General features: G+C 66.9%; 16 protein-coding genes. 6 read left to right on the top strand and 10 right to left on the bottom strand.

Annotated elements, in window-relative coordinates:
* Complete coding sequence (locus AB6730_RS12770) at positions 1 to 1140, top strand: L-lactate dehydrogenase (RefSeq protein WP_371023973.1); 1140 nt, start codon at positions 1 to 3, stop codon at positions 1138 to 1140.
* Here AB6730_RS12770 and AB6730_RS12765 read toward each other — a convergent pair whose 3' ends face one another.
* A complete protein-coding gene (locus AB6730_RS12765; RefSeq protein WP_371023972.1) occupies positions 1141 to 1488 on the bottom strand; it encodes an L-rhamnose mutarotase in 348 nt (115 codons plus the stop codon). It lies immediately after the preceding gene.
* Complete coding sequence (fucP, locus tag AB6730_RS12760) at positions 1485 to 2786, bottom strand: L-fucose:H+ symporter permease (protein ID WP_371023971.1); 1302 nt, start codon at positions 2784 to 2786, stop codon at positions 1485 to 1487. Before fucP ends, AB6730_RS12765 begins: the two co-directional genes overlap by 4 nt.
* Before the next feature lie 165 nt (positions 2787 to 2951).
* Here fucP and AB6730_RS12755 point away from each other — a divergent pair, with 165 nt between their 5' ends.
* Positions 2952 to 3725, top strand: a complete 774-nt coding sequence (locus AB6730_RS12755; protein WP_371023970.1) for an IclR family transcriptional regulator — start codon at positions 2952 to 2954, stop codon at positions 3723 to 3725.
* On the opposite strand, the gene queA is transcribed toward AB6730_RS12755, so the two are convergent.
* The 6 genes from queA to AB6730_RS12725 form a co-directional block, all read right to left on the bottom strand.
* On the bottom strand, positions 3722 to 4765 hold the full coding sequence (gene queA / locus AB6730_RS12750; RefSeq protein ID WP_371023969.1) for a tRNA preQ1(34) S-adenosylmethionine ribosyltransferase-isomerase QueA: 1044 nt from the start codon (positions 4763 to 4765) through the stop codon (positions 3722 to 3724). The genes AB6730_RS12755 and queA overlap by 4 nt on opposite strands.
* A 63-nt stretch (positions 4766 to 4828) precedes the next feature.
* Positions 4829 to 5431, bottom strand: coding sequence for a response regulator transcription factor (locus AB6730_RS12745; RefSeq protein ID WP_306850354.1), 603 nt, complete (start codon positions 5429 to 5431; stop codon positions 4829 to 4831).
* Positions 5428 to 6561 (bottom strand): sensor histidine kinase, encoded by a 1134-nt coding sequence (locus AB6730_RS12740; RefSeq protein WP_371024014.1) that lies wholly within the window; start codon positions 6559 to 6561, stop codon positions 5428 to 5430. The genes AB6730_RS12745 and AB6730_RS12740 overlap by 4 nt, the downstream gene beginning before the upstream one ends.
* A complete protein-coding gene (locus AB6730_RS12735) occupies positions 6561 to 7787 on the bottom strand; it encodes a sensor histidine kinase (RefSeq protein ID WP_371023968.1) in 1227 nt (408 codons plus the stop codon). Before AB6730_RS12735 ends, AB6730_RS12740 begins: the two co-directional genes overlap by 1 nt.
* Positions 7788 to 7793: 6 nt before the next feature.
* Entirely contained in the window at positions 7794 to 8585 is a 792-nt protein-coding gene (locus AB6730_RS12730) for an ABC transporter permease (protein WP_371023967.1), read from the bottom strand.
* Positions 8582 to 9493 (bottom strand): ABC transporter ATP-binding protein, encoded by a 912-nt coding sequence (locus tag AB6730_RS12725; protein WP_371023966.1) that lies wholly within the window; start codon positions 9491 to 9493, stop codon positions 8582 to 8584. The genes AB6730_RS12730 and AB6730_RS12725 overlap by 4 nt, the downstream gene beginning before the upstream one ends.
* A gap of 211 nt (positions 9494 to 9704) precedes the next feature.
* On the opposite strand from AB6730_RS12725, the gene AB6730_RS12720 reads away from it, so the two are divergent.
* The 4 genes from AB6730_RS12720 (at position 9705) to AB6730_RS12705 (ending at position 15375) form a co-directional block, all read left to right on the top strand.
* Positions 9705 to 11207: an aminotransferase class III-fold pyridoxal phosphate-dependent enzyme gene (locus AB6730_RS12720; protein ID WP_371023965.1), complete on the top strand. Its 1503-nt coding sequence runs from the start codon at positions 9705 to 9707 to the stop codon at positions 11205 to 11207.
* A gap of 50 nt (positions 11208 to 11257) precedes the next feature.
* A complete protein-coding gene (locus AB6730_RS12715; RefSeq protein ID WP_371023964.1) occupies positions 11258 to 11572 on the top strand; it encodes a PsiF family protein in 315 nt (104 codons plus the stop codon).
* Positions 11573 to 11855: 283 nt separating this feature from the next.
* Complete coding sequence (upp, locus tag AB6730_RS12710; RefSeq protein WP_371023963.1) at positions 11856 to 12494, top strand: uracil phosphoribosyltransferase; 639 nt, start codon at positions 11856 to 11858, stop codon at positions 12492 to 12494.
* A gap of 142 nt (positions 12495 to 12636) precedes the next feature.
* Positions 12637 to 15375 carry a lamin tail domain-containing protein gene (locus tag AB6730_RS12705; RefSeq protein WP_371023962.1) on the top strand — a complete coding sequence of 913 codons (2739 nt, stop codon included), beginning with the start codon at positions 12637 to 12639 and terminating at the stop codon, positions 15373 to 15375.
* Positions 15376 to 15591: 216 nt separating this feature from the next.
* On the opposite strand, the gene pip is transcribed toward AB6730_RS12705, so the two are convergent.
* Both pip and AB6730_RS12695 read right to left on the bottom strand, forming a co-directional pair.
* Positions 15592 to 16548 (bottom strand): prolyl aminopeptidase, encoded by a 957-nt coding sequence (pip, locus tag AB6730_RS12700; protein WP_371023961.1) that lies wholly within the window; start codon positions 16546 to 16548, stop codon positions 15592 to 15594.
* A gap of 272 nt (positions 16549 to 16820) precedes the next feature.
* Positions 16821 to 18203, bottom strand: coding sequence for an FAD-binding oxidoreductase (locus AB6730_RS12695; protein ID WP_371023960.1), 1383 nt, complete (start codon positions 18201 to 18203; stop codon positions 16821 to 16823).
* Positions 18204 to 18259: the final 56 nt, after the last annotated feature.

Genomic DNA, 18259 nt, shown 5'->3' with positions numbered 1-18259 from the left:
ATGAAGCCGGTCACCAACATCGCCGACTTGCGTGACCTCGCCCGGCACCGCGTGCCCCGGGCGTTCTTCGAGTACGCGGATCGCGGCGCCTACGACGAATCGACGCTTCGCGAGAATCGCAGCGCGTTCGAGCGCCTGCGCTTCCGCCAGCGCGTGATGCGCGATGTGGACAACCGCTCGCTCGCCACCACGGTGATGGGCCAGGCGCTGAGCATGCCGCTGGCCATCGCGCCTACCGGTCTCACCGGGTTGCAACACGGCAGCGGCGAGATCCATGGCGCACGTGCCGCCGCGAAAGCCGGCATACCGTTCTGCCTCAGCACGATGTCGATCTGTTCCATCGAACAGGTGCGTGCCGCCACGGACACGCCGTTCTGGTTCCAGGTCTACGTGATGCGCGACCGCGGCTTCACCCGCGAGCTCATCCGCCGTGCGCGTACCGCGGAATGTTCGGCGTTGATGCTCACCGTCGACCTGACTGTGCAGGGCCAGCGCCACCGCGAGATCAAGAACGGCTTGTCCGTGCCGCCGAAGATCACCCTGCGCAACCTGTTCGACATCGCGAGCAAGCCGCGCTGGGCGTGGAACGTGCTGCGTGCGCCGAGCCGGTCGTTCGGCAACCTCGATGGGCATATCCAGGGCGCGGACAGCCTGACCACGCTGGCGCAATGGATCGCCAGCCAGTTCGATCCGACGCTGAACTGGAACGACCTGGCGTGGATTCGCGATCTCTGGCCCGGCAAGCTCATCCTCAAGGGCATCCTCGACGCCGAGGACGCCCGCCAGGCCGTCGCCCATGGCGTGGACGCCATCGTCGTATCCAACCACGGCGGGCGCCAGCTGGACGGCGCACCGGCCAGCATCGACGTCCTGCCATCCATCGTGGACGCGGTCGCCGGCGGCACCGAGGTCTTGCTCGACAGTGGCATCACGAGTGGGCAGGACCTGCTCAAGGCGCTCGCACTGGGTGCGCGCGCAGGGTTGATCGGCAAGGCCTTCCTCTATGGGCTCGGCGCGGGCGGCGAAGCCGGCGTCACCCAGGCGATCGAACTGATTCGCAGGGAGTTGAGCGTGACGATGGCGCTGACGGGAACGCTCGACGCGGCGAAGGTGTCACCGGATATCCTCTGGCGCGGGTGATCAGCCGCAATCGGCCAGATCGAAGATCTGCCGCATCGGCACCCACTTCTGCCCCGGTTCCGCCCACGGCAGCGGCTGCTGGAAGGTGGACATCAACGCCTCCCACGCCTGCACCCGCTCGCTCGCCGCGTCGGCCGCCGCCTTGGCCCCGGCGTCGAACTCCGCGCCCACACGCATCAGCATCATCAAGCGGTTTCCGGTGCGGAAGATGCGCATGTCCCGGATGCCCGTGTCACGGATCGAGCGGACCACTTCCGGCCAGATGAATTCCGCCCGGTGCCAACGCTCGTATTCGGCGATCGCCGCGGGATCGTCACGCAGGTCGAGCGCGAGGCATTGCCAGGTCATGCGATGGCCTCCGTGTGTCCCCGCGAACGCCGCCAGGCGAAGAGGAAGATCGCCACGAAACAGAGCATCGGCACCAGCATCGCGTGGGCGATGCCGAAGCGGTCGGAGGTCGCGCCCATCGCCGCGGTGACCACCGCGCCGCCGACGATCGACATCACCAGCAACGAGGCACCGAACTTGCGTTCGGTGTCGCCGCGCCCTTCGACGCCGAGGGCGAAGATGGTCGGATACATGATCGACATGAAGAAGCTCGAAGCCACCAGCGCATAGATGCCGACGCTGCCGGGAACGAAGGCCGCGGTCGTCGCCAGGGCGATGTTGACCAGCGCGAAAGTACTCAGCACGCGCGCCGGCCGCAGGTACTTCATCAACGCCGCTCCGGCGAAACGGCCGGCCATGAAACACAGCAATCCCGCCGTGATGAAATTGGCGGCGGCCTTGTCCGCCGTCCCCGGCATCGTCGCCTGCGCATAGCGGATCATGTAGCTGAAGACGGCGACCTGGGCGCCCACGTAGAAGAACTGCGCCGCCACCGCCGACATGAACCGGCCATCGCGCAGGAGGCGGCCGAGCACGCCCCGCTCCACCACCTCGCCTCCGTCATCGGTCGAAGCCGTGCGCGGAAAGCGTGTCACGGCGATGATGACGGCCCACGCGATCACGCCGAGCCCGATCACCAGGTACGGCATCTGTACCGCCGCCGCCTCGCTCTTCATGTAAGCCGTGCGCGCCATCACGTCCATCGCCGCGAGTTCCGCGGGCGAACGTTCCACACCGGTGAAAATGAAATGCTGGCCGATCAATACGCCGGTGATCGAGCCCAGGGGATTGAACGCCTGCGCCAGGTTCAGCCGCGATGCCGCCGACTCGCGCGGCCCCAGCAAGGTGACGTACGGGTTGGCCGAGGTTTCCAGGAAAGCCAGCCCTGCCGCGATCACGAATAGGCCCATGAGGAAGGTGGCATACGTCGCCGTGGCGGCGGCGGGCCAGAACAGCAAGGCGCCAGCTCCGTAGAGCAGCAGGCCGAACACCACCGCCGCCTTGTAGCCATAGCGGCGCATGAAGACGCCCGCGGGTATGGCGACGAGGAAATAGCCGAGGTAGAAAGCGCTCTGGACGAGCCCCGCCTGGAAATCCGAGAGGGTGAACGCTTTCTTGAACTGCGCGACGAGCACGTCGTTGAGGTTGTTCGCCACGCCCCAGAGAAAGAACAGGCTGACGATCAACGCCAGCGGAAACCACGGAACCCGGGCGGGCTCGCGCATGGCGGGCACCTCCAACGGCGTGTGCAGCTGCATGCGTGTCTCCTCTACCGTGGCCGGCCCCAGTGTGCAAATATGAACTTATAATTCACCTGCATAACAAGCTGCGCTGCAACATAGCCGTCGGCCGCCGCGTGTGCGACTCCGCAGCATGGGCAGGCTAGACTCGTCCAGCCATCTTCGTCACCGCCACGGAATGCCATGCCTACAGATTCGCCGAAGTATCGCGCCCCCGCCCTCGACAAGGGCCTCGACATCCTGGAGTTGCTCGCCAAGGCGACGCAACCCCTTTCCATCGCCGAGATCTCCGACGGTGTCGGCCGTTCCCGTGGCGAAATCTTCCGCATGCTCCAGGTGCTCGAGGAAAGGGACTATATCTCCCGGCCCGATGGCGAAGGTTCCTATTCGCTCACGCCACGCCTGTTCCGCCTCGGCATGGAGCAGCCGCCGGTGAGGAACCTCGTGGAAACGGCCATGCCGGTGATGCACCGCCTCGCCGACGAGATCGACCAGTCCTGTCACCTCGTGGTGCCCTCGCAGGAACAGATCGTGGTGATCGCGCGCGTCGACCCGCCCGGCGAAACCGGTCTCGTCGTCCGCGTGGGACACCGCCGCCCGATATCGCATTCCGCGTCGGGCTACGTCCTCCTGGCCTGGCAGACCGACGACACCCGCGAGCGCTGGTTCCGCACCATGCTCGATCACGAGCCGGGCCTGAAGCGCACGCGTATCGAGAACACCCTCAAGGAAGTCCGCGGCGCCGGGCTTGCCACCATACCCAGCGAAGTGGTGGATGGCGTGACCGATCTTTCCGCCCCCATCATCGAGGGCAACCACGCCGTCTGCGCGCTGACCGTGCCCTTCATCGAACGCCGCGGCGCGAAGATCGACATGAAGGCCACCGCGCGCTTGCTCGTGGCCGCCGCGGCCGACATCTCGGTCGACCTGTCGCACGGCGCGCCGGGTCAGCCCTAGCGCGTCAAGCCAGGCCTCGGCGGCATGATCAGCATGGCGTCGCCGTAGGAGAAGAAGCGGTAGCGCTGCAACACCGCGTAGCGGTAGGCGTCCAGGATCACCTCCTTGCCCGCCAGCGCCGAGACCAGCATCAGCAGGGTCGATTGCGGCAGGTGGAAGTTGGTGATCAACGCATCGACGCTGGTGATCTTGTAGCCGGGGAAGATGAAGATCTGCGTCTCGCCGGCGAACGGACGCAACACGCCTTCGACCGTGGCGCTCTCCAGGGCGCGCACCACGGTGGTGCCCACGGCCACGACGCGGTGGCCCGCGGCGCGGGTCGCGCGGATCTTCTCGACGAGCCCCGCACCCACGTTCAACCATTCGCGATGCATGACGTGATCGCGAACGTCTTCCGCGCGCATCGGCTGGAACGTGCCCGCGCCCACGTGCAGGGTGACGTAGCCCATCTCCACGCCGCGTGCCCGCAGCTTTCCGAGCAACTCTTCGTCGAAATGCAGGCCGGCGGTCGGCGCCGCCACGGCACCCGGCTCGCGCGCGAACACGGTCTGGTAGCGCTCCATGTCCACCTCGTCGGCACCCCGTTCGATGTAGGGCGGCAGGGGCATCTCGCCCAGGCGCGACAGAAGGCGCTCCAGCGGCTCGTCGCTTTCGAAGCGCAGCAGGAAGAATTCTCCGTCGCGGCCCAGCACGGTCACCATGCTGCCGTCGGCGAGCTCGATGCGTCCGCCTTCCTTCGGTTTCTTGCTGACGCCCAGCTGCGCCCTCGCCTCGTGCGAACCGGTGACTCGTTCGATGAGGATCTCGACCGCGCCACCGGATTCCTTTCGTCCGTAGAGGCGCGCCGGGAGGACGCGGGTGTCGTTGAACACCAGCAGGTCGCCCGGTTGGAGCATCTCCGGCAATTCGGCGAACTTGCGGTCCTTCTTCGTGTGCGCCGCGACGTCGATCACCAGCAACCGGCTGCCCGAGCGCCGGACCAGCGGGGCCTGCGCGATGAGTTCGGGCGGAAGATCGAAGTCGAAGTCGGATTTTTTCACGGAGACAACCGGGGCGGAGCGATGGATGGGAGATTATCGCCCATCGCGTGCCCGCCGGTGCCCCTAGAGCCAGCCCTTCTGCCGGGCCAGGCGATAGGCCTCGATCCGGTTGGCCGCGCCGAGCTTGCCGATCGCCTCCGACAGATAGTTGCGGATCGTGCCGTGCGAGAGGTTCAACTGGGCACCGATCTCGCTGGCGGACTGCCCTTCTCCGGCCAGGCGGAGCACCTGCCGCTCGCGGTCGTTGAGCGGATCGGCGTCCGACCATGCCTCGAGCGCCAGTTGCGGATCGATGGCGCGGCCGCCGCGATGCACGGTCCGCAGCGCTTCGGCCAGGTTCTCGGCGGGCGCGTCCTTCAACAGGTAGCCACCCACGCCGGCGTCCAGCGCACGGCGCAGGAAGCCGGGCCGGGCGAAGGTGGTGACGATGATGACCTTCACCGGCAGCTCGTGCCGGCGGACCCGCTGGGCGATCTCCAGGCCGGTAAGCCCCGGCATCTCGATATCCGTCACCAGCACGTCGGGCTTGAGCCGCTGGAGTTCGCGCCAGGCGGATTCGCCATCGGCGGCGGAACCGAGCACTTCGATATCCGATTCCAGGCTGAGCAGCGCGGTCAACGCGCCGCGAACCATGGCCTGGTCCTCGGCGAGCAGCACGCGGATCATGCGAAACCTCCCGCATGCCGGCCGTGTGCGGGAATGCCGATCTCGAGCGCCGTTCCCTGCTTCGCCGGCGAGTCGATGGCGAGGCGTCCGCCAATCTGGCGCACGCGCTCACGCATGCCGGATACGCCATTGCCGTGCGCGGCGAGGCCGCCGCAGCCGTTGTCCACGATGCGCATCGAAAATTCCTGTCCGTTCCGGGTGATGATCACGCGCGCCTCGGTGGCACGCGAATGGCGATGGATGTTGGTGATGGCCTCGCGCAACACGAGCGCCAGCGACGCCTCCGTCTGCTCGGGCAAGTCGAGTCCGTCGGGCAACTCGACACTCAGCGCGATACCGGAGGCTTCGAGCATGAGCCGCGCCGATACGAGTTCGCTGGCGAGGTCGCCGGCGCGCAGGCCCGTCACAGCGCTGCGCACCTCGGCGAGGGTGTGGCGGGCTACCCGCTCCACTTCCTCCATCTCCTGCTGCGCGCGTGCGGGATCGGCCAGGGCCAGGCGTTTCGCCAGCTCGGACTTCAACGTGATGAGCGACAACGTATGGCCGAGGAGGTCGTGCAGGTCACGGCCGATGCGCTCGCGCTCGGCCAGTGTCGCCAGCCGGCGAACTTCCGATTGCGACAAGCGCAACTCGACGTCGCGCCGCGCGCCGCGCACGTAGAGATAGTTGCTGAATCCGGCCATGAGGCCGACACCGAACACGACCAGCACATGCACCATCGGCACGTGGAAAACGTAGACCCAGCCCAGCGTGAGCAGCGTCGCGATCGCCACGCCGAGCAGCCACACCCGCGCCCGCCGGGCATAGGCGAGCAGGGTCACGCCGATCACGACGTAGCCGAGCGAGACCGGGTTCACCGCCCACAGGACGAAGCCGAGCGCCACGATGGCGCCGGCATGGAACGGCAGGCGCGACAACGGCGCCACGAACACCGCCACGTAGCAGACGAGGTAGACCGGGATCGAAGCGACGGTGGGGCCAAACCAGGTCCAGTCGAACCCCTTCACCGCGAGCGGTGCCTGGATCAGCGCGATGAGCCAGAACACCTGCAAGCCCGCCTGCCAACGCAGGTACACCGGCGAGCGCAGGCCGCCGAGCAGGGAATCCGGACGCGGCGGGGGAATACGCATCACGAGGCCAGCCTGCCCGTCCCCGCCGGAGGCAACGCCGCCGCCGCGGCTACCGCCCGGGACAACAAGCGATCCGTCGGCGTCAACGGCACTTCGATGCGCAGGAGCGTGCCTTTCTGCCGGCTCGATTCGAAGATGAGCGTGCCGCCGAGCGCACGCACGCGCTCGCGCATGCCGCAGATGCCATTGCCTTCGCCGCCGTCCACGCCTCGCCCGTTGTCCTTGACGGTCATCGTGCAGGCTCGCGTGTCCATGACCACCGTCACTTCGGCGCACGACGCGCCGGCATGACGATGGATGTTGGTCACGGCCTCGCGCAGGACGAGGGCGAGTTCGGCGTCCACACGCGCGGGAAGCACGGGCATCTCGCTGGTGTAGATGAAATCGATCATGGCGGTGTTGAGCAGCAGCCGCGCCGCGGCCAGCTCGGCGACGACGCCCGAGGCGCGGATGCCGGTCACGGCCGAGCGCACTTCCGCCAGCGCGTCCCGTGCCACCTGCTCGGCTTCCTCCATTTCACGCCGTGCCGCCGCGGCGTCACGGTCGAGCAGGCGGCGCGACAGCTCCAGCTTCAACGTGATCAACGACAACGTGTGACCGAGCAAGTCGTGCAGGTCACGTCCGATGCGCTCGCGTTCCGCCGCCGCGGCCAGCCGGCGGACCTCGTCGTGCGACAGTTTCAGTTCGGCGTCGCGTTGCGCGTTGAAGCGGTAGATGACGTTGACCGAGCCGACCGACAACGCGATGAAGGACAGCGTGGCCATGACCGCGAACGGCCACGACAGCAGGAACCATGCCGTGGCCATGAAACCGGCGATGACCGCCGCGATACCTATGAAGCAACGCCTGGGCGCCCCGTCGAAACCCATCATCGCGCAGGCGTAGATCACATAGCAGGCGCCGCCGCTGGTGTTGAACTTGAGCGAGGCGTATCCCATCAGGGCGACCGCGATCGCGTACAGCCTCGCCTCGCGTATCGGGCGCACGTAGCTCAGGCCGTATAGGCACAGGAAGAGAGGAAACGTCGTCGCCGTCGCCAGGACCCAGTGCGGACCGAGCTTTTCGGCGAAGACGAGGTCGCCGAAGACGTACACCGTCCACACGAGGTGGAACAGGCTGCCGAACCGCAGCCTCGGCTTGTCGCGGTAGCGGTTCCAGAGCGAATCCGGGGCTGGCTGGAACCACGAGGAAGCCATGGGGGTGTCCGTGAAAAGGCGTGCGCTCATGCTACTTCAACCGTGACGGCGCAAACGACGCGCCGCGATGCCGACGAAGGCGACCGTGAAGCCGGCCAGGACGGCCACGTGCATGGCGTTTCCGCCCTCGCCCAACCCCACCGCCGAAAGCGCGAGCCGGTCGAGATGGTAGGCGGGCCACAGCGGCGCGATCGACTGAAGGAAGGGCGGCATCACCGACAGCGGAAACCACAGGCCGGAGAGGAACGCCATCGGCAGATAGATGAGGTTGACCACGCCGGGCGCGCCCTGCCCCTTTACCAGGGTACCCAGCAGCAGGCCCATCGCGGAGAACGGCAGCGAACCGAGCACCTCCACGCCGAAGAACATGGCGGCGCGGGAAGGCGGCAAGGCGGCGCCGGCGACGAAGATGGCCAGGCACAACAGGATCGCCGAGACGATCGCCGCCACGAGCAAGGCCATGCACATCTTGCCCAGCAGGTACGCGCCCGGCGGCATCGGCAAGGCGCGCTTCAGCGTCAGCAAGCCGCTGTCGCGTTCCAGCGCCAACGATACGCCGAAGCCGAACAGGCCCGGCGCCATGACGCCAAAGGTGCCATAGGAGGCCAGCAGGTAGCGCGGCGCGTCCGCGCTGTTCGCATGGCCGAGGAAGATGCCGAACATCACGTAGAACACCGATGGAAACAGCAAGGTCGGCAGCAGGAATCCTGGGTTGCGCAGGTAGCGCAGGCACTCGGCTTTCGCCTCCTGGACGTATGCGTCGACGAGGCGTCGCGGCGTCATGGCGACCGTGGCGGCGCGGTCGATGGCGGTGTCGATGGTGGTCATGCGGCCTCCTGTGCGGCATCGGCGTCGCGGGCGATTTCGGTGAAGGCCTCGGCGAGGCCGGCGCGCTGCACTTCCAGCTCAGACAGCAAGGGATCGGCGTGCAGCAACCGCCTTACGACCACCTCCGCCTGGGTGGTCGCGATCGCCAGCCGATCGTCCCGCGCCTCGACCGACGCGACGTCCGGCCAGCCCGCCACCATGCCCGGATCGAGCGAGGTCAGGCAGCGAATCCGCCGCAACGCCACGCGCGCACGGAGCGCGTCCACGCTGCCCTCGGAGACGACCTTGCCCTTCGCGATCACGCAGACACGATCCGCGAGCGCCTCGGCTTCCTCCAGGTAATGCGTCGTCAGCACCACGGCGCAGCCGCCGGCCACGAGTTCCCGGATGGCCGCCCATAGCGACTGCCGCGCCGTGATGTCCATGCCGACCGTCGGCTCGTCGAGGAAGAGTATTTCGGGGCGCACGGCCATCGCCATGGCGAATTGGACGCGTCGTTGCTGTCCACCCGAGAGGGCGCCATAGCGGCGGCCGAGCAGGTCGGTGACCCCGGCGAGGGCCGCGCACTCGGCCAGCGGGCGCGGGTCGGGGTAATAGCTCGCCGTCAGGCGAAGCAGTTCGCCCACCTTCAACGTCGCCGGCAGGTTCGCCGCCTGCAACATCACGCCGATACGCCGGCGCGGAGCGATATCCTGTGGATCTTCGCCGAAAAGCGTCACTAAGCCGCTGTCGGCGCGATGCAGGCCCAGAAGCAGGCCGATGCACGTGCTCTTGCCGGCGCCGTTCGGACCCAACAGGGCCAGCAGTTCGCCGCGGTGGATGTCCAGGTCGATGCCGTCGAGCGCGACGACCGCGCCATAACGTTTTCCAACGTGTTCGAGGCGTGCGATGCGAGTGTGGTTGTTCATGTGCCCTCCCTTGCGTCGCAACATATTCCAGCGCAAGTCCTTGGCGGCAGTCGCTTGCGTCATTGTGCGGATGTGACAAGCGTCACCCGGGGGTTACGCGGCCAAAACCCGCATGTTATGCTGGCCGAATAATCCCTTTACATATAGATACTTAGCGAGCCCTTAGGGATTGGATCGAAACAGGGCCGCGTCACCAGTCGAGGAGTGGGTTATGGGCGTCATCGATCTTCTGCGCGGTATGCGCGACTTCGGCGGCACGCCGCGCACGCGTGGCCTGCCGGATGAAACGATCGAGCGTTTCGCCGCGACCGATCCCACCCTCGTTCGCGCCATCGAAGACGCCGCCGCCTATCACCAGGCCCTGCGCGCCGACTTCGGCGACCTGCTTCGCCTCGACGAGGCCGAACAGATCCAGCGCGTGCAGTCGTCCCTGGTCAACTTCTATCCCGACGACGGCGTGAACCCCTATGTGCCGGCCGCCGCGCGCGGGCCATGGATCGTGACGCTGAAGGGCGCCGTGCTGCACGACAACGGTGGCTACGGCATGCTCGGCTTCGGCCACAATCCCGAGCACATCGTCGAGGCCATGTCGCGTCCGCAAGTGATGGCCAACGTGATGACGGCCAACGTCTCGCAGTTGCGGCTGTCCAACGCCTTGTTCGAGGAACTGGGCCGGACGCGCGGCGGCAGCCCTTATTCCCATTTCATGTTCCTCAACTCCGGGTCGGAATCGGTCACGCTGGCGGCGCGCATCGCCGACGTCAATGCGCGCCTGATGACGGACCCGGGCGCGCGCCATGCGGCGCGCACGATCAAGCGGCTGGCCGTGAAGGGCGCCTTCCACGGCCGCACCGAACGTCCCGCCCTCTATTCGGATTCCTCGCGCCGGAACTACCAGCAACACCTGGCGAGCTTCCGCAACGAGGACAGCCTGATCACGGTCGAGCCGTACAACGTGGCCCAGTTGAAGGCGGCGTTCGCCGAAGCGGACCGCCAGGGCTGGTTCATCGAAGCGATGTTCCTGGAACCCGTGATGGGCGAAGGCGATCCGGGCCGCGCGCTCACGCCGGAGTTCTATGCCGCCGCGCGTGAACTCACGCGCGAGCACGGCACCTTGCTGCTGGTCGACTCGATCCAGGCGGGGTTGCGCGCTCACGGTGTCCTGTCGATCGTGGACTACCCGGGCTTCGAGTCGCTGGAAGCGCCGGACATGGAGACCTTCTCCAAGGCACTCAATGCCGGCCAATACCCGCTTTCCGTGCTTGCCGTGACCGACCGCGTGGCGGGCCTCTACCGCAAGGGCATCTACGGCAACACGATGACCGCGAATCCGCGCGCGCTCGACGTCGCCGTGGCCACTTTGCTGGAACTCACCGACGAGGTCCGCCGCAATATCCGCGAACGCGGCCAGGAATTCGTCCGCAAGGTCGAGGCGTTGAAGGGCGAGCTCGGTGGCCTGATCACCAAGGTGCAGGGCACGGGGCTGCTGTTCTCCTGCGAACTGGCGCCGGAGTTCAAGTGCTATGGCGAGGGTTCCACCGAGGAATACATGCGCGAGCGCGGCATTGGCGTGATCCACGGCGGCGCGAACTCGCTGCGCTTCACCCCGCACTTCCGCGTCACGAGTGCCGAGGTCGACCTCATCGTGGACGAAATCCGCCACGCATTGAAGGAAGGCCCGCGCCGCTCGGCCTCGTCGACGAAGGCGGCCTGACCGGCGTAAGCTCCACCGGCCGGATTGCCGGCGTCACGTAGGGGTTTGCCATGCGTACGCAGCTTCGTGTCATCGCCGTTGCCTCCCTCCTCGCCTTCGCTGCCGGCGCGGTCGCCGCGCCGCAGCAAGCACCCGCCAAGAAGGACCTCACGCCGCAACAGCAGCGCATGGGTGCGTGTAATTCGCAAGCCGCCGGCAAGAAGGGCGACGAGCGGAAGACGTTCATGAGCAGCTGCCTGAAAGGCGAGTCGCCGGCCAAGACCACACAGCAGGACAAGATGAAATCCTGCAACAAGGATGCTTCCGCGAAGACCCTGAAAGGCGACGAGCGCAAGGCGTTCATGAGCACCTGCCTCAAGGGCTGAGCTTTTGTGGGAGCCGCTTTGTGTGGGAGCCGCTTTTGTGGGAGCCGCTTCAGCGGCGATGGGTGCTCGCCGTGACCTGGCCCGCTGCCGCGGGATCGCCGACAAAGTCGGCTCCCACAAGAGCACTGCCTTCGTGTGGGAGCCGCTTTTGTGGGAGCCGCTTAAGCGGCGATGGGTGCTTGCCGTGACCTGGCCCGCTGCCGGGGGATCGCCGACAAGGTCGGCTCCCACCAGAGCCACCATGCGACAATTCCCGCATCATCGCCGCCGAATCCGCGCCCCCATGAAAATCGTCGAAGTCCGCCATCCCCTCATCCAGCACAAGCTCGGCCTCATGCGCCGCGCCGGGATCAGCACGAAGGAATTCCGTGAGCTCGCTTCCGAGGTCGCGGCGCTGCTGACCTATGAGGCCACGGCGGACATGGAGACGGAGTGCAAGACCATCGAAGGCTGGGCAGGCCCGGTCGAGGTCACCCACATCAAGGGCAAGAAGGTCACCATCGTGCCTATCCTGCGCGCCGGCCTCGGCATGCTCACGGGTGTCCTGGAAATGATTCCCGCCGCGAAGGTCAGCGTCGTCGGCCTCCAGCGCGACGAGGAAACCCTCGAGCCCGTCACCTATTACGAGAAGCTCAGCGGGGGCATGGACGAGCGCACCGCGATCATCGTCGACCCCATGCTCGCCACCGCGGGCACCCTGGTCGCGACCGTCGACATGCTCAAGGCCGCCGGTGCCCGGAAGATCAAGGGCCTGTTCCTGGTCGCGGCCCCGGAAGGACTGAAGCGCATCGAGGCCGCCCATCCCGACATCGAGATCTACGTGGCCTCGATCGACGATCGCCTGAACGAACTGGGCTACATCCTCCCCGGTCTGGGCGATGCCGGCGACAAGATCTTCGGGACCAAGCAAAAACCGGCCTGAGCGCCGGAGTCGCCGTTTCCGTCACATCCCGCTGTCATAAAACTGAGGCACACTCCGCGAGCGAACCGGCAGGGGAACGCTACGCCAGGGGTTGGCGCGGTGCTTTCGGGTCGCGACCATCAACGACTCGAGGGGACATCGAATGCGTTCGACCACGTCACGGCGCGCCATCTGGGCAGCGCTGGCAGGACTCACCGCCGTACTTCCGTTGCAGGCGGCCGATCTATCCATCACCCAGTTCCGCGTCCGCGGCCCGGCCGGCGGCAACGATGAATTCGTCGAGCTGCAGAACACCGGCGCCGCACCGCTGGACGTCTCGGGCTACAAGCTCAACGCCTCGAACGCCAGCGGCACCACCGGCACGCGCCTGACCCTTCCCGCCGGCACCACGGTGGCGCCGGGCTGCTTCCTGCTGCTGGCCAATGGCGCCAGTTCGGGCTACTCCGGCAGCGTCGTGCCGGACGTCAAGTATTCGACCGGCGTCACCGACGACGGCGGCATCGCCCTGCTCGACGGATCGGGTGCGACGATCGACCAGGTCGGCCTCAGCGCCGGCTCGGCCTATAAGCTCGGCACGCCCCTGACCAGCCTCGGCAGCTCGAACACCGACCAGGGCTACTCCCGCAAGACCACCGGCAACGGCTTGCCGCAATCCACCGGCGACAATTCGGCCGACTGGGTGAAGGTCGCGCCGACCGCGCCCCGCGCCAGCACGTCGCCGTGCGCGGTGCTGGGCCGCAGCCTGTCGATCGCCGATGCGACGATCAGCGTGCGTAACGGCGACGACCAGCAGATGCCGTTCACGGTGTCGCTGAGCGAGCCTGCCCCGACCGACGTCACCGTCCATGCCGCGACCGCCGACGACACGGCCACCGTCGCCGCCGGCGATTACGACGCCATCGACACCACGCTGACCATCCCGGCCGGTGCCACCAGCGGCACCGTCGAGGTCACCGTGCACGGCGCCAAGGCCGCCGGTCCGGACAAGGCGTTCCGCGTGAACCTGTCGGACGTCTCCGGCGGCGACGTGACGATCGCCAAGGCCTCCGCCATCGGCGCCATCCTCAACGAGATCCCCATCGCCGCCGAGATCTGGCAGGTCACCGGCCGCGGGCAGGTGTCGCCGCTGGTCGGCAAGCGCGTGGCGACGCACGGCAACATCGTCACCGCCGTGGGTCCCGCCGGCTTCACGATGCAGACGCCGGACAACCGCGCCGACGACGACCGCCTGACCTCCAACGGCATCTACGTCTTCACCAGCAAGGCTCCCGGCGTGAAGGCCGGCGACGTGGTCGACGTCGAAGCGACGGTCGACAACTACTTCAACCTGCCCGAACTGAAGAACGCCGACATCACCACCACGATGCATGGCGCCCGCCTGCCGAAGGCCGTGACGTTCGGCAACAACGTGCCGTCGTCGGACCCGAATGCATTGTCTTGCGGCGAGACGAATTTCCAGTGCTATGTCGGCATGCGCGTCACGATCGACAACGGCATGATCACCACGGGCAACCTGCGCTTCAGCAACGAACCGTTCGCCGAGGTGTACGTCACCGCCAACGGCAAACGTTCCTTGCGCGAGCCGGGCGTGCGCTACACGGTACCCGTGCCGGACGGCGTGAACCTGCCGAACTGGTCGGGTAACCCGCAGGTGTTCAAGATGAACACCGCCGACTTCGGCGCCGTCGCACCGAACACGCCCTTCAACGCGGGCACCACCTTCCGCGCGGAAGGCGTGATGTCGTACGCCTTCGGCATGTACACCTTCATCCCGACGAAGGTCGACATCAAGAAGGCGGCCACGTTACCGCGCGCGGTCGATCCGCGTCCGTTCTACGCGGTGCGCGTTGGTGGACTGAATACCGAGCGTTTCTGCGACACGGACTTCAACACGACCTTCACCTGCAGCGGCGGCGACACCGAGCCGACGGCGGACGAGGTGAAGCTGAAGACCCAGCGCCTGTCGGCCTATATCGGCGGCGTGCTGAAGCTGCCGGACATCCTCTCGGTGGAGGAAGTGAAGAGCCTGCAGGTGTTGCAGGGCCTGGCCAAGCAGCTGGGTGACGATTATCCGGTGCAGTACGAAGCGATCCTGCAGCCGGGTCACGATCCCAGCGGCATCAACGTGGGCTTCCTCGTCCGCACGGACCGCGTGCGCGTGCTCGACGTCCGCCAGCTCGGCGCCGACGAGACCTGGCAGGACCAGGGCCAGACGGCGTTCATCCACGACCACCCGCCGCTGCTGCTGAGCGCGGAAGTGCCGTCGATCGTCGGACGGATGCGCATCAACGTGATCGCGGTCCATCCGAAGGCACGCCAGAACGTGGACAAGACCGGCAGCACGGCCGATCGCGACCGCCAGAAGCGCTTCCTGCAAGCGAAGTCGCTGGCGACCCAGGTGCAGGCGATCCAGACCGACCGCAAGAACCGGCTCGCTCCCCTGCTGGTGGTCGGCGACTTCAACGCCTACCAGTTCAGCGACGGCTTCACCGACGTGGTCGGCCTGATCTCCGGCCGTTACGACGACAGCCAGAACCTGCTGAAGCTCGGCACGAACCTGGTGAAGCCGGCACTCTGGAACGCCGTGAACTCGGTGCCGCCGGATGACCGCTATTCGTTCCTGTTCACCGAGAACTTCGGCAACATCCAGGGCCAGAGCCCGCGCCAGGTACCGACCCACCAGGTGCTCGACCACGCGCTGCTCAACACGGTCGCGCAGGGCCTGTTCCTGCAGATGAAGTACGGCCGCGGCAACCTCGACGCGCCGGTACAGACGCTGGACGATTCGGCATCGGCCACCGACGTGCACAAGGCCATCGGCTCGTCCGACCACGACGGCTTCGTGGTCGACCTGCTGACCCTGCCGCTCGGCTTGTTCTGATCCAACGGCGCCCGGCGATCCCGCCGGGCGCCCCTTCCCTTCCGGGCAACCTGGTGGGATTGCCTCAACCTGGTGGGATTGCCTCAACCTGGTGGGATTGCCTCAACCTGGTGGGAGCCGCTTCAGCGGCGATCCCGCGGCAGCGGGCAAGGTTCCCGCAAGCACCCATCGCCGCTGAAGCGGCTCCCACAGTAGAGCGGCCCGCTACCGACTTCGTCAGCCGGCGAAGCGATCCGTCGCACTCACCAACTCCCGCGCGATACCCGGCTCGAACGCCGAGTGCCCGGCATCCTGCACGATCCTCAGGTCGGCTTCCGGGAAAGCGCGATGCAAATCCCACGCGCTGCGCGCGGGACATACCACGTCGTAACGCCCCTGCACGATCACCGTCGGGATGTGCCGGATCGTGTGCACGTCGCGAAGCAACTGCCCGTCGACCTCGAAGAAGCCGGCGTTGACGAAGTAATGGCATTCGATCCGCGCGAAGGCCAGAGCGAACTCGTCCTCGCCGCTGGACGCGATATGGCCCGGGTCCTGGTAGAGGTAGCTCGTCGCCCCTTCCCACACCGACCACGCGCGCGCCGCGGCGACACGTACCGCCGGGTCGGCACTGGTCAGGCGGCGATGGTAGGCGCTGATGAGGTCGCCGTGTTCCGCTTGCGGGATCGCGCCAAGGTAGGTTTCCCATGCGTCGGGATAGAGCTGGCTGCAACCGTCCTGGTAGAACCATTCCAGCTCCGAACGGCGAAGCATGAAGATGCCGCGCAACACCAGTTCGGTGACGCGGTCCGGATGCGTTTCTGCGTAGGCCAGGGCCAGGGTGGAACCCCACGATCCGCCGAACACCTGCCAACGATCGATACCCAGGTGTTCCCGCACGCGTTCGATGTCGGCGACGAGGTCCCAGGTGGTGTTGTCGGTCAGTTCGGCGTGTGGCGTGGACTTGCCACATCCGCGCTGGTCGAACAGCACGATGCGGTATTTCGCCGGATCGAAGAAACGCCGGCAGCGCGGATTCGTGCCACCGCCCGGTCCACCATGCAGGAAGACCACCGGCTTGCCCTTGGGGTTGCCGCTTTCCTCGTAGTAGAGGGTATGCAGCGGCGACACCTTGAGCATGCCGCTGTTGTACGGCTCGATCGCCGGGTAAAGGGCGGGGGAATCCTGGGCCATGAGGCGGGGTCCTGGGGAGTTGGGAAGAAGGAAAGGCTAACCGGGCGGGAGGCGGGACGCCACACGTGGTGAGGATCGTGGTGGAGAGCTGTGGTGGGAGCCGACCTTGTCGGCGATCCCGCGGCAGCGGGCCAGGTCGAGGCAAGCACCCATCGCCGCTGAAGCGGCTTCCCACCCGAGCACTGCGGAATCGCCGACAGGGTCGGGTCGCAGCAGCGCATCGGCATCGGCATCGGCATCGAGGCACTCTCGCCGGAGCGGCGGATGCGGCTCTACAGGAGCTTGCCGGGGTTCATGATGCCGTTGGGGTCCCACACCGCTTTGATGCCGCGCATCAGGGCGATCTCGGCCTCGCTGCGGACGCTGCCCAGCCAGGGCTTCTTCACCAGCCCGATGCCGTGTTCCGCGGAGATCGAGCCGCCGTGCCGTGCCAGGGTGTCCACCAGCATCGAGGTCACGTGCTCGCACTGCGCGACGAACATCGCGTTGTCGAGATCGGCCGGCTTCAGCACATTGATATGCAGGTTTCCATCGCCGATGTGACCGAACCACACCACGTCGAAATGCGGGTACTCGGCGGACAGCAGGTCCTGCATCTCCGCCATGAACGCCGGCACGGCGGAAATCCGCACCGACACATCGTTCTTGTAGGGCTTGTGCGGCGCCAGGCTTTCCGTGATGCCCTCACGCAGGCGCCACAACGCGGCGGCCTGCCCTTCGCTCGAGCTGATCGCGCCATCGACCACCCAGCCCTCACCGAGGCAGGACTCGAAGAAGGCCAGCGCATCGGCTTCCGCGCGCTCGTCGGCCGCGTCGAACTCGGTGACCACGTAGAAAGGATACGTCTCGTCGAATGGCCGTTGCGCACCGTGCGCGAGCACATGATGCAATGCCCTGTCGGTGAAGAACTCGAAGGCCTCCAGGCGAAGCCGGTGCCGCGCTTCCGCGAAGACCTTCATCAGCGCATCCATCGCGGGCACCGCCAGCAGCATCACCTGCGAAGCTGGCGGTGGCGAGGTGAGCGACAACGTGGCCTCGACCACGATGCCGAGCGTGCCTTCCGATCCGATGACGAGGTGGCGAAGATCGTAGCCGGAAGCGTTCTTGACCAGGCCTCGATTGAGGTCGAGCACCTCACCCGTGCCGGTCACCACCTTGAGTCCGGCGACCCACTGGCGGGTATTGCCATAACGGATTACCCGGATGCCGCCTGCATTGGTGGCGATATTGCCGCCGATCTGGCACGACCCGCGGGCGGCGAAGTCGACCGGGTAGAGCAACCCCCGCTCACGTGCGGCGTTGTGAACCGCCTCCAGCGCGATGCCCGGCTGCACCGTGAGCGTGCGGTCGATCGGGTCGAAATCGAGTACCCGGTTCATCCGGTCGAGGCTGAGCACCAGTTCTCCCTTCGCCGCCACGGCACCGCCCGACAGGCCGGTACGGCCACCCGAGGGCACGATGGCGACGTCCTGCCCGTTCGCCCAGCGCACGACGCCTTGCACCTCGTCGATGGACGAGGGCCAGGCGATCGCGAGCGGCGCCGGCGTCCAGCGCCGGGTCCAGTCGCGACCGTGATGCTCCAGGTCGCCGGGGTCGGTCGATATCTTCAGTTCCGGCAGGAGGCGGGCAAGCTCGGACAGGCGTGGGTCGGTCATGGGGCGATTCGCTCGGCGGGGGCCCCAGCGTGCCAGCCAAGGCGGCGACCGTCCAT

This window comes from Luteibacter sp. RCC_6_2 (genome assembly GCF_041360655.1).
GTDB lineage: Bacteria > Pseudomonadota > Gammaproteobacteria > Xanthomonadales > Rhodanobacteraceae > Luteibacter.
Note: the sequence above shows the minus strand (reverse complement) of the source record. Positions and strands in the feature narration are given on the sequence as shown.

What these genes read in the sequence shown, in the direction of transcription:
- AB6730_RS12765 (WP_371023972.1), bottom strand. Translation starts at nt 1,488, where the DNA reads ATGACCTGGCAATGCCTCGCGCTCGACCTGCGTGACGATCCCGCGGCG.
- AB6730_RS12740 (WP_371024014.1), bottom strand. Translation starts at nt 6,561, where the DNA reads ATGCGTATTCCCCCGCCGCGTCCGGATTCCCTGCTCGGCGGCCTGCGC.
- upp (WP_371023963.1), top strand. Translation starts at nt 11,856, where the DNA reads ATGAAAATCGTCGAAGTCCGCCATCCCCTCATCCAGCACAAGCTCGGC.
- AB6730_RS12755 (WP_371023970.1), top strand. Translation starts at nt 2,952, where the DNA reads ATGCCTACAGATTCGCCGAAGTATCGCGCCCCCGCCCTCGACAAGGGC.
- AB6730_RS12770 (WP_371023973.1), top strand. Translation starts at nt 1, where the DNA reads ATGAAGCCGGTCACCAACATCGCCGACTTGCGTGACCTCGCCCGGCAC.
- AB6730_RS12735 (WP_371023968.1), bottom strand. Translation starts at nt 7,787, where the DNA reads ATGAGCGCACGCCTTTTCACGGACACCCCCATGGCTTCCTCGTGGTTC.
- AB6730_RS12745 (WP_306850354.1), bottom strand. Translation starts at nt 5,431, where the DNA reads ATGATCCGCGTGCTGCTCGCCGAGGACCAGGCCATGGTTCGCGGCGCG.
- AB6730_RS12720 (WP_371023965.1), top strand. Translation starts at nt 9,705, where the DNA reads ATGGGCGTCATCGATCTTCTGCGCGGTATGCGCGACTTCGGCGGCACG.
- AB6730_RS12715 (WP_371023964.1), top strand. Translation starts at nt 11,258, where the DNA reads ATGCGTACGCAGCTTCGTGTCATCGCCGTTGCCTCCCTCCTCGCCTTC.
- AB6730_RS12725 (WP_371023966.1), bottom strand. Translation starts at nt 9,493, where the DNA reads ATGAACAACCACACTCGCATCGCACGCCTCGAACACGTTGGAAAACGT.
- AB6730_RS12695 (WP_371023960.1), bottom strand. Translation starts at nt 18,203, where the DNA reads ATGACCGACCCACGCCTGTCCGAGCTTGCCCGCCTCCTGCCGGAACTG.
- AB6730_RS12705 (WP_371023962.1), top strand. Translation starts at nt 12,637, where the DNA reads ATGCGTTCGACCACGTCACGGCGCGCCATCTGGGCAGCGCTGGCAGGA.
- fucP (WP_371023971.1), bottom strand. Translation starts at nt 2,786, where the DNA reads ATGCAGCTGCACACGCCGTTGGAGGTGCCCGCCATGCGCGAGCCCGCC.
- pip (WP_371023961.1), bottom strand. Translation starts at nt 16,548, where the DNA reads ATGGCCCAGGATTCCCCCGCCCTTTACCCGGCGATCGAGCCGTACAAC.
- AB6730_RS12730 (WP_371023967.1), bottom strand. Translation starts at nt 8,585, where the DNA reads ATGACCACCATCGACACCGCCATCGACCGCGCCGCCACGGTCGCCATG.